Source organism: Streptomyces clavifer (genome assembly GCF_036345975.1).
GTDB classification, from domain to species: Bacteria; Actinomycetota; Actinomycetes; order Streptomycetales; family Streptomycetaceae; genus Streptomyces; species Streptomyces clavifer.
Genome location: NZ_CP107793.1, coordinates 3,710,804 through 3,725,162 on the forward strand (window position 1 = coordinate 3,710,804; position 14,359 = coordinate 3,725,162).

Here is a 14,359-nt window from a genome sequence, read left to right on the forward strand (position 1 = left end):
CATGTGGCGAGTGCCGCGCTCATCTGTGACCTTTCCGCCAGTTCCTCCGGTCGGCGAGGTAGTACGCCGCTATCCGGGCGCCGGTGAACCCCTCGCCTGCGAGGCCCTCAACAAGGGCCTGCTCAACCACGGCTACCGGGTCTCCACGGCCCGGGGCTCGTACTTCCTCAAGCACCACCTCGACAAGCACCACCTCGACGACGCCAGTGGCGATCACGACACCATCGTCCGGCAGCACCGCGCGACCCAGCAGCTGCACTCCCTGGGTGTGCCGGTCGCCCCACCCCTCGCGAACACGGAGGGTGACACGGTCACGGTGATCGGCGGGAAACGCTATGCCCTGCACCCCTGGGTGGACGGCCTCCACCGCGACGGCGCCCAGCTCACGACCGCCGAGTCGCGGCGGCTGGGGGCGCTCCTCGGTGCCGTGCACACCGGTCTCGAACAGGTCATGGAGGCGGACAGGCCGCCTCCCGTCCGGGGGCAGAGCCCTGATCCCGCCGATACGTTCGCCCTGATCGACGACTTGCTGGCGTCCGCGCGGGGCATGGGCCCCCGCGACGCGTTCGACGAGCTCGCCGTGCACCGGCTCGTCGAGCGGCGCGCCCTGCTGGAGCAGCACGCGCACCGCCGTCCACCGACACCCGGGGAGCCTGCGAGGGGCTGGGTGCACGGCGACTTCCACCCGCTGAACCTGCTCTACCGGGGTGCCGACCCGGTCGCGATCGTGGACTGGGACCGGCTCGGTGTGCAGCCCCGCGCCGAGGAGGCCGTACGGGCCGCGGCGATCTTCTTCGTCCGGCCGGACGGGGAACTCGCGCTGGAGAAGGTCCGGGCGTACGCCGGCGCCTACCGGCGGTCGGCCGGTGCCGGGGCGGCCGAGCTCGCGGCCGCGGTGCACCGGGTGTGGTGGGAGCGGCTCAACGACTTCTGGATACTGCGCTGGCGCTACCGCCTGCACGACCGCAGGGCCGACCCGCAGTTCCCTGCGGTGTCGGCCCTGGCGGTGTGGTGGACGCGCGAGTACGAGGCGGTCGGCGAGGCCTTCACGGGGTGAGGGCCCGCCGAGGTCACGGGGTGGTGGTGCCGGTGGTGGTGTTCCCCGCGGCAGCGCCGGCCGAGGTTCCGGCGGGGGTCCCGGCCGTGGTCCCCTCGGTCGTCGCTCCCGTGTCGGCGCCGGTGCCACCGTCGTCTCCGGTGCCACCGTCGTCACCCGTGCCACCGTCGTCGCCGGTGCCCCCGTCGGTGGTGGTGCTGCCGCCGTCGCTCGTGCCCGGGTCGGGCGACGACGGGACGTCCGACGGCTCCACGGACGGTTCGGTCGGGGTGTCCGTGGGAGTCCAGGTCGGCTTCTTGGTCGGCCAGGTCTGCCCTCCGGTGGAGGTCTCCGGTGCCTCGGTCTCCTCCGTCTCGTCGTCCGTCGGCTCGGGCGAGGACTCCGTCGCGGACGGGGAGGGCGAGCTGGAGGGCGCGGTCGGCTCCTTCTTGCTCCCGCCGTCGTTCGCCGCCTGCACGGCGAACGCGACGCCGGCACCGATCGCGATGAGGGCGAGCAGGACGAACAGCCACATCTTCCCGCGCCCGCCGCCGTTGCGGTGGCCACCGGCGTAGGCGCCGTCGTCGGGGTTCATCGGCGGCAGGATCGGGCCCTGCGAGGTGTCCCCGTGCATCGGGTGACCCATGGCAGCCGTACCGCCGCCGATGTTCATCGCGGCCGTGTGGCCGCTGTCGTTCATCACGACCGGGCCGGTGTTCCACGTACCCGTGTGCCCGCCCTGGACCTGCAGCATCTGCAGGCTGTACTGGACGAGGCCGCGCATCTCCTCGGCGCTCTGGAACCGGTCGTCCGGGTCCTTCGCGAGCGAGCGCATGACCATGCCGTCCAGCTCCGGCGGCACGCTCCCGGCGACCTCGGACGGCGGGAGCGGGATGTCCTGGACGTGCTGGTACACGACGGAGAGCGGGGTCTCGCCGGTGAACGGGGGCCGCAGGGCCAGCAGTTCGTAGAGCAGGCAGCCGGTGGCGTACAGGTCGGAGCGGTGGTCGACCGCCTTGCCGAGGGCCTGCTCGGGGGAGAGGTACTGGGGGGTGCCCATGACCATGCCGGTCTGGGTCATCGTCGACTGGGCGCCGTGCAGCGCACGGGCGATGCCGAAGTCCATCACCTTGACCGCACCGGAGTGCGTGATGATCACGTTCGCCGGCTTGATGTCGCGGTGCACGATGCCGTGCTGGTGCGAGTAGGCGAGCGCTTCCAGCACACCCGAGACGATGATCAGCGCCTGCTCGGGAGGCGGTGCCTCGGCGCTGATCAGCAGTTCGCGGATGGTCCGGCCCTCGACCAGCTCCATCACGATGTACGGCACGGTCGCGCCGCCCACGACGTCCTCGCCCGAGTCGTACACGGCGACGATCGCGTGGTGGTTGAGCCCGGCGACCGACTGCGCCTCACGCGTGAAGCGCGCCTTGGAGACCGGGTCCTCGGCGAGATCGGAACGGAGCAGTTTCACTGCCACCGTGCGTCCCAGACGGACGTCCTCCGCGGCGAAGACCTCGGCCATTCCGCCGCGGCCGAGCCGGTGTGTCATGCGGTAACGGCCGTCTCCGACCACACCGTCGACACCCCAGGAGTCGGTGCCATCCGAAACTCCGCCGCCGTTTGCTTCGGATTCGGGTGCCATCAGTCCTCGCCGTCGTTTATGTCCGCGCGTCCGCGGGTTCTCACGGTGCCTTGCTGCATTGCCACGTCACGCTACAGCCTCTGCCGGACACACCTGTTCCGAGCGGGACGGGTCATCCAATCGGCTGGCGTGCCGCACACGCAAATTCCATGCGGTTCCTGTAACGCTTCCGAGACGCTTCTTGTGCGTAGGGTCACGGAACGGGCACCTGGCTTGACGTGTCGGACCCCTCGGGCAGACTTGGCCCGTAATAGGGATCATCGCGGCGTGGGCGCCGAGGGGGAGCAAGTCATGAGCCAGGACGGCGCACACGGCGCACAGGGGCGCTACGCGGGCGGTTCCGTGGCCGGTGGCCGCTACCAGCTGCGCGACCTGCTCGGCGAGGGCGGGATGGCCTCCGTCTATCTCGCGTACGACTCCGCACTCGACCGCCAGGTCGCCATCAAGACGCTGCACACCGAGCTGGGGCGCGAGCAGTCCTTCCGCGAGCGGTTCCGGCGCGAGGCGCAGGCCGTCGCCAAACTGCAGCACACCAACATCGTCTCGGTGTTCGACACGGGCGAGGACGAGCTCGGCGGCGCGCTCATGCCGTACATCGTCATGGAGTACGTCGAGGGGCAGCCGCTCGGCTCCGTGCTCCAGGCCGACATCCGGAACCACGGCGCGATGCCGGCGGACAAGGCGCTCAAGGTGACGGCCGACGTGCTCGCCGCCCTGGAGACCAGTCACGAGATGGGCCTGGTCCACCGCGACATCAAGCCCGGCAACGTGATGATGACCAAGCGCGGCGTCGTGAAGGTCATGGACTTCGGCATCGCCCGCGCCATGCAGTCGGGCGTCACCTCGATGACCCAGACCGGCATGGTCGTCGGCACCCCCCAGTACCTCTCCCCCGAGCAGGCGCTGGGCCGCGGAGTGGACGCGCGGTCCGACCTCTACTCGGTCGGCATCATGCTCTTCCAACTGCTCACGGGACGCATCCCGTTCGACGCGGACTCGCCGCTCGCCATCGCGTACGCGCATGTGCAGGAGGAGCCGGTCGCGCCGTCCAGCATCAACCGTTCCCTCACTCCGGCGATGGACGCGCTCGTCGCCCGCGCGCTCAAGAAGAACCCGAACGAGCGCTTCCCCAGTGCCGCCGCGATGCAGGACGAGATCGCGCGCGTGCTCAGCGCGGGCAGCCACGCGGGCGCTCCGGCGATCATCAGCGGCAGCGCTCCGGCGAACAGCGGCTCGGGCGTCGGCTCGGCGGTCTTCCCTCCCGTCGACCAGACCACCCCGGCGCCCCAGGGCGTGCACACGCCGTACCAGCCGTATCCGGGGACCCACCAGCAGCACCAGCCGGGCCCCTACGCCCCGCCGACCCCCGCACCCACGCCGGGTTACGGCTACCCGCAGACGGCCCAGCCGTACGGCACGCAGGCACCCCTCGCGCACCAGACCGCGCCGCCCTACACGATGTCCTCCCACTCGACCGCGACCACGGGCGGCAGCGGCGGCGGCTCCAAGCGGAATCTCCCGGTCATCGTCGGTTCGATCGTCGTGGCCCTGGTGGCGATCGGCGGTCTGATCGGCTTCCTGTCCATGGACGACGGATCGGACCCCGGCAAGAACGACGATCCGAGCACCGGCGAATCGGTCGCGGCGGGCGAGCACAAGCCCCCGGAGCGGAACCGGACGATGGACACCGAGGACTGCACGGACGCGATGGAGGACACGGACGACCCGCAGAAGGTGGCGGCCCCGAGGTTCGTCTACAAGGACATCTTCTCGGCCAAGGAGTGTGCTCTCGCCGCGGGCTGGACCGTCAAGGAGATCGAGGAGCCGGGCAACACGTACGCCGAGGGCCAGGTCGTCGGGCAGTTCCCCTCGCCCGGTACGGCCGTGTCGGAGCGCGGTGCCCATTTCGAGCTGAAGGTCTCCACCGGCGACCCGGTCTGACCTCGTGCGCGGGCGGACCGGTTCCCGGGCTGCCGTGCCGGTGGCCGAGCCCGTTCGCGCGTGAACCTGTGAGCGGCTGCCCGGTTCGCGTATGACACGGTCCGGGGTCGCGCCCAGGGGGGCGCGGCCGGGTACCGGGTACCAGTCCGGCGGCGTCCAGGATGCCGGAGGCATCGGGGCGTGTGACGCTGATCTCATGCCCCCAGGACTCCTGGTCTCACGGTCGTCCCGATGCGTGGCCTGTCTGGTGATGGCCGTCGGCGTGGCACTCGGACCGGCAGCCGGGGCGTACGGGGACGGGCGGCCCGCCGCGGCCCGCTCCGCACCGGGCCCGTCGTCGGACCGTCCCACCGGATCCCCCTCGCCCTCCACGACGGAGCCGTCCATGGCCGGAAGACCGGCCGGGGAGGGCCGCGCACGACCCGGACGCTCGCTGTCCACGGCTGAGCTCGCCGCATCCGAGGCCCCGGCCGACGAGGTGCCGCCCGGTAACGACCCCGGCGAGGCGTCCGCGTTCACCCCGCCGCCCGACGCGCTCCCCGACGGCCGGACCACCCGTGAGCGACGGGCGCTGGACGAGCCCGCCGCACGGCAGGTCCCGCAGGTGTCCCTCGGCAGCGGGATCGCCCTGGTCGGCCTGGGGTTGGGGTTCCTGGCGTTGCGCATGCGCCGCGCGGACTGACCGCCAAGGCACTTGCGGTCAGCGACATACTCGGTATACATACTCAGTATGTCGATCCGCCACGGGCTGCTGGCCCTCCTGGAGCGGGGGCCTCGGTACGGCTCCCGGCTCCGCACCGAGTTCGAGTCCCGCACGGGATCCACCTGGCCGCTGAACGTCGGCCAGGTCTACACGACCCTCAGCCGTCTGGAACGCGACGGCATGGTCGCGCAGGACGGCGAGGACGACGCGGGCCACTCGCTCTACTCGATCACCGAGGACGGCCGCACCGAGCTGCGCAGCTGGTTCGAGACCCCCGTGGACCGCAGCAGTCCGCCGCGGGACGAGCTGGCCATCAAGCTCGCGATGGCGGTGGGGGCGCCCGGCGTCGACATCCGGGCCGTCATCCAGTCCCAGCGCAGCCACACGCTGAAGGCGATGCAGGACTACACACGGCTGAAGGCCCAGGCACTCGCCGACGTCCCCTCCGACCGCGACGAGGTCGCCTGGCTCCTCGTGGTGGAGCAGCTGATCTTCCAGGCGGAGGCGGAGGCGCGGTGGCTGGACCACTGCGAGTCCCGCCTCGTGCGCCTCGCCGAAGCGGCCGCCACCGAGCCCGCCCCCTCCTCCGCGCCCGCGGCCCGCACCGGCGCCCGTACGGCGGCCTCCCAGCTCCGGGCCCGGAGCTGACCACCGCGGACCGCACACCGCACACCACGAACCGCTGACCGCAGGGGCACAGCCCATCCGGTCGCGCCCGCCTCTCGCACGCTGTCCCAGGGGGAGCAACCCGTCATGTCCTCATCCGTCCCGTCCCCGTCCGCCGGCCCGCCCGCGCCCGTCCTCGAGCTGAGGGCACTGACGCGTACCCACGGCTCCGGCATCGCCGAGGTGCATGCCCTGCGCGGCATCGACCTCTCCGTGCGCGCCGGGGAGCTCGTCGCCGTGATGGGCCCTTCCGGTTCCGGCAAGTCCACCCTGCTGACCCTCGCCGGGGGTCTCGACACCGCGACCAGTGGCCAGGTCGTCATCGAGGGCCAGGACATCTCCGCACTCGGTCCCAGAGGCATGGCCGCCCTGCGCCGCCGCAGCGTCGGCTACGTCTTCCAGGACTACAACCTGATCCCCGCCCTCACCGCCGCCGAGAACATCGCCCTGCCTCGCGAGCTCGACGGAGTCTCCGTGCGCAAGGCGCGCAAGGAAGCGGTGGCCGCGTTGGAGGAGATGCGTCTCGCGGAGATCGCGGACCGCTTCCCGGACGAGATGTCCGGCGGCCAGCAGCAGCGCGTCGCCATCGCCCGCGCCCTCGTCGGCGACCGGCGCCTCGTGCTCGCCGACGAGCCCACCGGGGCGCTCGACTCCGAGACCGGGGAGTCCGTCCTCGCCCTCCTGCGCATGCGCTGCGACCAGGGAGCGGCCGGCGTGATGGTGACGCACGAGCCGCGCTACGCGGCCTGGGCCGACCGGGTCGTGTTCCTCCGGGACGGGACGATCGTCGACCAGACGCTGTCCTCCGGTGCCGAATCCCTGCTGCCCGCGGAAGGTGCCCGATGAGCGTCCTCCCGGGGTGGCGGGCCGCCTTCCGGATCGCCCGGCGCGACGCGCTGCGGTCCAAGGGCCGCAGCGCGCTCGTCGTCGCGATGATCGCCCTGCCCGTCCTCGGCGTCACGGCCGCCGACGTCACCTACCGCAGCTCCGAACCGACCCTCGCCAAGACGCTGACGGCCGGCTTGGGGTCGGCGGACGCCTTGTTCAGCTCGGCGGGCCTCGGGCCCGTTCCCCTCGAGCAGCTGCCCGATCTCCGGACCTGGGGGACTCCGCCCGGCGCGCCGGAGGTGGACAGCAGTACCGCGGGGCCTGTCGACGTACCGAGTGCCTTCCCGGAGGGCTCGCGGTACGTCACGGAGCAGCCCGTGCCCGCCACGGTCACCACGCGGCACGGCATCGCCAACATCGAGATCGTCGAGCTGCGGACCTCCGACCCGGTGGTCCGCGGCAAGCTCGACCTGGTCGACGGGGCATACCCGGAGGGCAAGGACGAGGTCGTCGCGACCGAGCACTTCCTGGAGTCGGCCGGACTGGCCATCGGATCCCGCACCACGCTGCGCGGTCCCGAGCAGACGTACACGATCGTCGGCAGCGTCGAGCTGCACAGCGACCTCGCCGCCAACGCGCTGTACGCCGATCCGGGGGCGGTCGTCGCACCGTGGAAAGCGGCGTCCGCCCGTGACGACACGATCGTCCCGCCCAACCCCGGAGACACGAAGTGGCTGGTCCGGGCCGGGGCAGGGGTCACCTGGGCGGACGTACTCGCGGCCAACGAGAAGGGGGTCCTGGTGCTGTCCCGCGAGGTCGCCCTCGACCCGCCGCCGGACTCCGAGGTGCCGCTGGCCGCACGCGCCGGGAACGGCTTCCCCGACGGGTCGGTGGAGCTGAGCGCTGCCGTCGTGACCGTCGTCGCCATGGCAGTCCTGGAGATCGTCCTGCTGGCAGGCCCCGCGTTCGCGGTCGGTGCGCGTCGCTCACGCAGACAGCTCGGTCTCCTCGGCACCTGCGGTGGTGACCGGGGCCAGGTGCGGGCGGTGGTGCTGGCCGGTGGTGCGGTACTCGGCGGAATAGGCGCCGTGGCCGGCGTGGCCGCCGGTCTCGGGCTGACGTTCCTGTTCCGTCCGCTGATCGAGGACTGGAGCGGAAGCCGCTTCGGCACGCTCGACATCCGCCCCGGGGAGCTGCTGGCCATCGCCCTGATCGGCCTCGCCACCGGGATTCTGGCGGCGCTGGCCCCCGCGATCGTGGCGGGCCGCCAGTCCGTGCTGGAGTCGCTCACCGGGCGCCGCGGGACGCGCAGGAGCTCCCGTGTCCTGCCCGTCGTGGGCTGTGTGGCCCTGGTCGGCGGCACGGCGCTCGCCGTCGTCGGCGGCACCGCGGGGGACACGCAGCTGGTCGTGGGCGGCTCGATCGTCGCCGAGCTCGGAGTGCTCGCCTGCATCCCGGTGATCGTCGGATTCATCGGCCGGCTCGGCTCCCGGCTGCCGCTGTCCCCCCGGATGGCACTGCGGGACGCCGCCCGCAACCGGGGGCGCACGGCGCCCGCCGTAGCCGCCGTGATGGCCGCGGTCGCGGGCACCGTGGCCATCGCCACGTACACGGCCGGCGTGACGGCCGAGCACGCGTACGACTACATCCCCACGCTCACGCCCGGCACAGTGGCACTCGTGGTAACCCCGGAGGCGGAGGACGATCAGTTCCTCCTCGCCCGTAGGGCCGTCGAACAGAATCTGGCCGGCATCGGCGACCGTGCCGACTTCGGACGCGTCTGGGCCGGCTCCGACTGCTCCGTCTACTACGAGGAGGACGGTTGCGGCACTGTCGAGCTGGTCAAACCGACCGGCAAGGACCACAGCTGCCCGCTGCAGGGCGCGGGAGCCCGGAAACTCGCCGAAGGGCTCTCCGCCGACGCGCACAAGAGGCTCATGGGCACACCGGCCTGCGTCGACGAGTACGTCCAGGGGTCTGCGTTCGATTCGGGCACAGCCAAGATCGTTGTGGGTGACGCCGCCGTGCTGACCTCGTACGCGAAGCTCGACGACCCCGCAGCGGCCAGGGCCCTGGCGGACGGCACGCCCGTACTGCTCAACCCGGCGTACGCGCAGGACGGCCGGGTCACCCTCAAGGCCGTGCACACGTACAACGAAGCCGACAAGGAGAACCGGAAGCTGCACCCGGGCAGGGCCAGGACGACCACGGACCGGCTGGACGTGTACGTCGCGCCCGCCCAGTACGCCGCCACCCCCGGAATCCGCATGATCCTGCCGCAGAGGACCGCGGACCGGATCGGGCTGCACACCAGGGACCACGGCAGTTTCTACTCCGCCGCCCACCCGCCGACGGACGCCGAGCAGCAAGCGGTGTCGGTGGCGTTCGCCCAGTTCGGGAGTGGCGCCTACCTTCAGTCGGAGTACGGGCAGAGCTCCCGCGACGAGGACGTGGTCCTGCTCATCCTCGCCCTGTTCGCGGGAGTGGTGACCCTGGGCGCCGCCACCATCACGACCGGTCTCGCCAAGGCCGACGCGGAGGCCGACCTCACCACGCTCAGCGCGGTGGGCGCGCCACCGCGCGTCCGGCGTACCCTCTCCGGCTTCCAGTGCCTGGTGGTCGCGCTCACGGGCGTGCTGCTCGGCACGGTGGCGGGCATCGTGCCCGCGGTGTCACTGCGTCTGATCGACCTGCGTGAGGCGATGAAGTCCATGCGCGCGCAGCCCATGGACTCCGCGTACACACCGATCGTGATGCCGTGGGAGACCATCGGGCTGCTGGCCCTGGCCGTGCCGGTGCTGGCCGGGCTGCTCGCCGCCCTGTTCGCCGGGAAGCGGCTGACACTCACCCGCCGCGCGGTGTGACAGCCCGCCGTCGAGGCCTTTCCGGTGCCCGCGGAAAGGGTGGATCATCCCTTCACGGGGGCACCAACCTGATGTGCGGCAGGTGTACGCGACAATGGCGGCATGGAGATGCCGAGGAATGACCGGTCGCAGGAGCACCCCCAGGTCCTCGTGGTGGGGCAGGACGGAATGGCTATCGGCGGCGGTGGCAGTGACGACGAGTTGCGCGAGGTCCCGGTGACGGAGATGGTCGAACAGCCCGCGAAGGTCATGCGCATCGGCAGCATGATCAAGCAGCTTCTGGAGGAGGTCAGGGCCGCTCCTCTCGACGAGGCGAGCCGGGTCCGGCTCAAGGAGATCCACGCGAGCTCCGTGAAGGAGCTCGAGGACGGCTTGGCCCCGGAGCTGGTGGAGGAGCTGGAACGGCTCTCGCTGCCGTTCACCGAGGAGTCCGTGCCTTCCGAGGCCGAGCTGAGGATTGCGCAGGCTCAGCTGGTCGGCTGGCTGGAGGGCCTGTTCCACGGCATCCAGACGGCTCTCTTCGCCCAGCAGATGGCGGCCCGCGCACAGCTGGAGCAGATGCGCCGCGCCCTTCCTCCGGGCGTGGGTCACGAGGACGAGGAAGGCGCTACGGACCCGCACGGCCCGGCACGGTCCGGTCCGTACCTGTAACCACCGTCTGTTCAGCCCTTCGTCCGCGCCCTTTTCCTGAACCGACAGCGGTATGCGCAGGGGCCCGGCACACATGACGTGTGTCGGGCCCCTGCGCGTACGCGCGCCCCTGCGCGAATGCCGTGGCTTCGTGGCTTCGTGGGCGAGTCCGCCCGTGTGCCCGTCCGGGCCGTCGAGGCCGGCGCTGCGGTGTCAGGCCGTCGGGGCGAGCAGGAGCACCTTGCCGATGTGCGCGCTGGACTCCAGCACCCGGTGGGCCTCCGCCGCGTCGGGCATCGGTACCGTGCGGTCCACGACCGGCCGGACGACGCCCTCGCCGATCAGCGGCCAGACGTGTTCCCGTACTGCGGCGACGATCGCGGTCTTCTCCGCGAGCGGGCGTCCGCGCAGGGACGTGGCCGTCACCGCGGCCCGCTTGCTCAGCAGGGCTCCCAGATTCAACTCGCCCTTGACGCCGCCCTGGAGGCCGATGATCGCGAGCCGGCCGTTCACGGCCAGGGCCCGGACGTTCCGGTCCAGATACTTCGCCCCGACGATGTCGAGGATGACGTCCGCCCCCGCACCGTCCGTGGCCTTGCGCAGTTCCTCCACGAAGTCCTGCTCGCGGTAGTCGATGAGGACGTCGGCGCCGAGCTCCTGACAACGTGCCAACTTCTCCGGGCCGCCGGCAGTCACCGCGACGCGCGCACCGACGGCCTTCGCGAGCTGGATCGCCATCGTGCCGATGCCGCTGGACCCGCCGTGCACCAGCAGGGTCTCGCCAGGACGCAGATGGGCCACCATGAACACGTTGGACCAGACCGTCGCAGTCACCTCGGGCAGCGCGGCGGCCACCGCGAGATCCACACCGTCGGGGACGGGCAGCAGTTGACCGGCCGGCACGACGACCTTCTCCGCGTATCCGCCGCCCGCCAGCAGCCCGCACACCTCGTCGCCCACCGACCAGCCGGCCACTCCCGGGCCAAGGGCCGCGACACGGCCGGCACACTCCAGGCCCGGGTAGGGCGAGGCGCCGGGCGGCGGGTTGTAGAAGCCCTGCCGCTGCAGGACGTCGGCCCGGTTGACCGCGCTGGACACGACCTCGACGAGGACCTCGCCCTCGCCCGGTACGGGATCGGGGACTTCGGCCCACACGAGTGCCTCGGGGCCACCGGGTTCGGGGATCGTGATCGCATACATGGCCGCGAGGCTACTCCGTGCGACCCCCGACAGCCGTCAGGCCTGCGAGCCGCCGTCCTTCCAGGACCGCTGGTTGGGCTGCGGCAGATGGCCCGACTGGGTTACATGGCTCGGCGAGGCGCGCACGATCGTGATCACCCGGTCCGTCAACTGCAGCGGGCTGGCCGCCGGATCGTCGTAACCCATCAGCCGGTGACCCCGCAGCACGCTGACCACCAGGTCATCGGTCTCCCGGACGCTCTTGCCCACCTCGGCCTTTATCACCGGCCGTTCGACGAGATCGAGACCGCTGCCCTGCTGGATGAGGTCCTCCATCACCGTGCCCGCGCTCGGGCTGAGGACGGAGAGGCCCAGCAGACGACCCGCGGCGCTCGCGCTGGTGATCACGGCATCGGCACCGGACTGGCGCAGCAAGGGCGCGTTCTCCTCCTCGCGCACAGCAGCGACGATCTTCGCGCCCCGGTTGAGCTGACGCGCGGTCAGTGCCACCAGTACGGCGGTGTCGTCGCGTTGGGTCGCGATGATGATCTGCCGCGCCTTCTGAACCTCGGCCCTCAGCAGCACGTCGCTGCGCGTGGCATCGCCCAGCACACCGACGAACCCCTCGGCATTGGCCGCTTCGATCACCTTGCCCGCAGGGTCGACGATGACGATCTGGTCCTTCTTCAGACCAGTCGCACAGAGCGTCTGAATCGCCGAACGGCCCTTCGTGCCGAAGCCGACGACAACGGTGTGTTCACGCAAGTTGCTTCTCCAACGGTTCAGCCGGAAATCCTCCCGGGTCCGCTCCGTCAGGACCTCGAGGGTGGTGCCGACCAGGATGATCAGGAAGAGCACGCGCAACGGCGTCACCAGCACCACGTTGACCAGCCGGGCCGGGTCGCTGTACGGGACGATGTCGCCGTACCCGGTCGTCGACAGTGTCACCGTCGCGTAGTAGACGGCGTCGAGGAAGTCGACCTTGCCGTCGGCGTTGTCGTGGTAACCGCTGCGGTCCGCCCAGACGATGAACACCGTGGCAGCGAGCACGGTCATAGCCATCGCCAGGCGCTTGGCCACCTGGCGCAGCGGCCTGTCGACGACCCGTCGGGGCAGGAGCACCCGGGTGGGGACGACGTGCTCGTCCGCCCGCCTGGCCATCGCGTCGTGGCCGGGAAGTTTCACGTGAAACACCCTTCCGTCCACGGCGTCGCCGAGGCCCACGGTAGATCGAGGATCTCCACCTCGGTGCCGGACCGTACCCAGCCCGGCGGCACGACGGCCAGCCCGTCCGCGGCGGCGATCCCCCGCAGCATGGCAGGGCCGTTGTAGTGCAGGGCGACCACGCTGTCCGTGTGGTGGACGACGGGGACGAGCCGGGTGTCGTGCGGATGTCCCTGCACCGCTTCGCGCACGGACGCACGGTACGCGTCCTGAGGGAGCCGCCCGGCGATCCCACGGAGCAGGGGCTCGGCCAGCGTGAGCAGTCCGGACACGGCGGCGAGGGGATTGCCTGGCAGCCCCACCAGGTACGGGCCGCCGTCGGCGATTCTGGCCAGGAGCATGGGATGACCGGGGCGTACGGCCACTCCGTCGACCAGCAGCTCGGCCCCTGTCCCGGCCAGGACCGGATGGACATGGTCGACGGGGCCGGCTGCGGTCCCGCCCGTGGTGAGGATCAGATCGGCGTCGGAGGTCGTGAGGGCCTCCCGGAGCGCGTCAGCGTCGTCGCCCAGGCGCCGGGTGCCGGTGACCTCGGCCCCCAACGACCGGAGCCAGGGCCCCAGCATGGGCCCCAGGGCGTCCCGGATGAGCCCGTCGTGCGGAAGTCCGCCCGTGAGGAGTTCGTCGCCGAGAACGAGGACGTCCACCCGGGGCCGGGGTACGGCGACGAGGGCGTCGTACCCAGCGGCGGCGGCCAGTCCGAGAACGGGTGGGGTCACCAGAGTCCCGACGGGCAGGAGCAGATCGCCGGAACGGCATTCCTGGCCGCGGGGGCGGATGTCCTGTCCGGGGACTACTTCTCGGGTGCCGTGGAGCATGCCCTTGGCCACGTCGGTGCGTGCGTGCTCGCTCCGAATGACGGCGGTGGCGTCCACCGGAATGCGGGCCCCGGTGGCGATGCGCACGGCCTCGCCGTCGGGGAGTGGTTCCGCAGTGCCGCGTCCGGCGAGGAGTCCTTCGCCTTCCCGTACGTTCCAAGGGCCCGGACCGGCTACGACCCAGCCGTCCATGGCGGAGGTGTCGAAGGACGGCAGATCGGTGAGCGCCACCACCGCCTCGGCCAGCACATGCCCGAGCGACCGGTCCAGGGGGAGCCGGTGGGCGGCGCGGGGGGCTGCACGACCTAGGCGCTCGGCCAGGGCGCGTGCCTCGCTCCAGGGCGTGGCGCGGGCACGGTGGGCCGGCGTGGACGTGAGCGGGGCCGCCGACGGCCGGCCCGGAGGAACGGGAGCGCCCGAGCGAGCACCGTTGGCGCCGGATGTCTCACCCGGCGCCGCAGGCGGCGCGGGCCGGGCGGGCCGGGCAGGTCCACCGGTTCGGGCGGAACCGGCGGCCCGAGCGGGTCCGTTCGGTCGAGCGGGTCCGTCCGGGCGCGCGGAACCACCGGTTTCGTCGGATCGGTCCGGAGGGAGGTGCGCGGCCTGTGCCTGGCGCCCCACGAGAGCGAGGGCCTGCTCGACCGCCCGCTCCACGTCGGCCGCCCTGAGCTCCTCGGCCGCCCTGAGCTCCTCGGCTGTCCGCTCTTCCTCAGCTGCCCGCTCCGCCTCGGCAGAGCGTTCCGCCTCGGCTGTGCGGGGCTCCATGGGCGCCCGCGGTCCCTCGGCCGCTCCGATCTCCGCGGCCGTCGCGGTCGAGCCCCGGCC

The 14,359-nt window shown here is 71.9% G+C and carries 11 protein-coding genes; 7 read left to right on the forward strand and 4 right to left on the reverse strand.

What is annotated here, in order from left to right; translation table 11 throughout:
- Position 1 precedes the first annotated feature (1 nt).
- Positions 2-1,057, forward strand: a complete 1,056-nt coding sequence (locus tag OG927_RS15960) for a phosphotransferase (protein ID WP_056793218.1) — start codon at positions 2-4, stop codon at positions 1,055-1,057.
- Between the two features lie 13 nt (positions 1,058-1,070).
- Here the strand turns inward: OG927_RS15960 and OG927_RS15965 are convergent, their stop codons facing one another.
- Positions 1,071-2,681 carry a protein kinase domain-containing protein gene (locus OG927_RS15965; protein ID WP_056793217.1) on the reverse strand — a complete coding sequence of 537 codons (1,611 nt, stop codon included), beginning with the start codon at positions 2,679-2,681 and terminating at the stop codon, positions 1,071-1,073.
- Positions 2,682-2,972: 291 nt separating this feature from the next.
- Here OG927_RS15965 and OG927_RS15970 point away from each other — a divergent pair, with 291 nt between their 5' ends.
- From OG927_RS15970 to OG927_RS15995, 6 genes are all read left to right on the forward strand, one after another.
- A complete protein-coding gene (locus tag OG927_RS15970) occupies positions 2,973-4,622 on the forward strand; it encodes a protein kinase domain-containing protein (RefSeq protein ID WP_124281890.1) in 1,650 nt (549 codons plus the stop codon).
- 385 nt (positions 4,623-5,007) lie between these two features.
- Entirely contained in the window at positions 5,008-5,304 is a 297-nt protein-coding gene (locus tag OG927_RS15975; protein ID WP_056793581.1) for a hypothetical protein, read from the forward strand.
- 48 nt (positions 5,305-5,352) lie between these two features.
- Positions 5,353-5,973, forward strand: coding sequence for a PadR family transcriptional regulator (locus tag OG927_RS15980; RefSeq protein WP_330320352.1), 621 nt, complete (start codon positions 5,353-5,355; stop codon positions 5,971-5,973).
- A 105-nt stretch (positions 5,974-6,078) separates the two neighbouring features.
- A complete protein-coding gene (locus OG927_RS15985) occupies positions 6,079-6,837 on the forward strand; it encodes an ABC transporter ATP-binding protein (protein WP_056793214.1) in 759 nt (252 codons plus the stop codon).
- Positions 6,834-9,683 (forward strand): FtsX-like permease family protein, encoded by a 2,850-nt coding sequence (locus tag OG927_RS15990; RefSeq protein WP_330320353.1) that lies wholly within the window; start codon positions 6,834-6,836, stop codon positions 9,681-9,683. The genes OG927_RS15985 and OG927_RS15990 overlap by 4 nt, the downstream gene beginning before the upstream one ends.
- A gap of 102 nt (positions 9,684-9,785) precedes the next feature.
- Entirely contained in the window at positions 9,786-10,334 is a 549-nt protein-coding gene (locus tag OG927_RS15995) for a bacterial proteasome activator family protein (protein WP_056793212.1), read from the forward strand.
- 192 nt (positions 10,335-10,526) lie between these two features.
- On the opposite strand, the gene OG927_RS16000 is transcribed toward OG927_RS15995, so the two are convergent.
- From OG927_RS16000 to OG927_RS16010, 3 genes are read right to left on the reverse strand one after another with little or no spacing between them, the layout of a single operon-like run.
- Positions 10,527-11,513 (reverse strand): NAD(P)H-quinone oxidoreductase, encoded by a 987-nt coding sequence (locus tag OG927_RS16000; RefSeq protein ID WP_056793211.1) that lies wholly within the window; start codon positions 11,511-11,513, stop codon positions 10,527-10,529.
- A gap of 36 nt (positions 11,514-11,549) precedes the next feature.
- Positions 11,550-12,716, reverse strand: a complete 1,167-nt coding sequence (locus OG927_RS16005; protein WP_056793210.1) for a potassium channel family protein — start codon at positions 12,714-12,716, stop codon at positions 11,550-11,552.
- Entirely contained in the window at positions 12,674-14,299 is a 1,626-nt protein-coding gene (locus tag OG927_RS16010) for a molybdopterin molybdotransferase MoeA (protein WP_330320354.1), read from the reverse strand. Before OG927_RS16010 ends, OG927_RS16005 begins: the two co-directional genes overlap by 43 nt.
- Between the last annotated feature and the right edge of the window lie 60 nt (positions 14,300-14,359).

Excerpts from the sequence above, each read along its gene's own strand:
- OG927_RS16000 (WP_056793211.1), bottom strand. The coding sequence starts at position 11,513 with ATGTATGCGATCACGATCCCCGAACCCGGTGGCCCCGAGGCACTCGTG.
- OG927_RS15965 (WP_056793217.1), bottom strand. The coding sequence starts at position 2,681 with ATGGCACCCGAATCCGAAGCAAACGGCGGCGGAGTTTCGGATGGCACC.
- OG927_RS15995 (WP_056793212.1), top strand. The coding sequence starts at position 9,786 with ATGGAGATGCCGAGGAATGACCGGTCGCAGGAGCACCCCCAGGTCCTC.
- OG927_RS15990 (WP_330320353.1), top strand. The coding sequence starts at position 6,834 with ATGAGCGTCCTCCCGGGGTGGCGGGCCGCCTTCCGGATCGCCCGGCGC.
- OG927_RS16010 (WP_330320354.1), bottom strand. The coding sequence starts at position 14,299 with ATGGAGCCCCGCACAGCCGAGGCGGAACGCTCTGCCGAGGCGGAGCGG.
- OG927_RS15985 (WP_056793214.1), top strand. The coding sequence starts at position 6,079 with ATGTCCTCATCCGTCCCGTCCCCGTCCGCCGGCCCGCCCGCGCCCGTC.
- OG927_RS15970 (WP_124281890.1), top strand. The coding sequence starts at position 2,973 with ATGAGCCAGGACGGCGCACACGGCGCACAGGGGCGCTACGCGGGCGGT.
- OG927_RS15975 (WP_056793581.1), top strand. The coding sequence starts at position 5,008 with ATGGCCGGAAGACCGGCCGGGGAGGGCCGCGCACGACCCGGACGCTCG.
- OG927_RS15960 (WP_056793218.1), top strand. The coding sequence starts at position 2 with ATGTGGCGAGTGCCGCGCTCATCTGTGACCTTTCCGCCAGTTCCTCCG.
- OG927_RS15980 (WP_330320352.1), top strand. The coding sequence starts at position 5,353 with ATGTCGATCCGCCACGGGCTGCTGGCCCTCCTGGAGCGGGGGCCTCGG.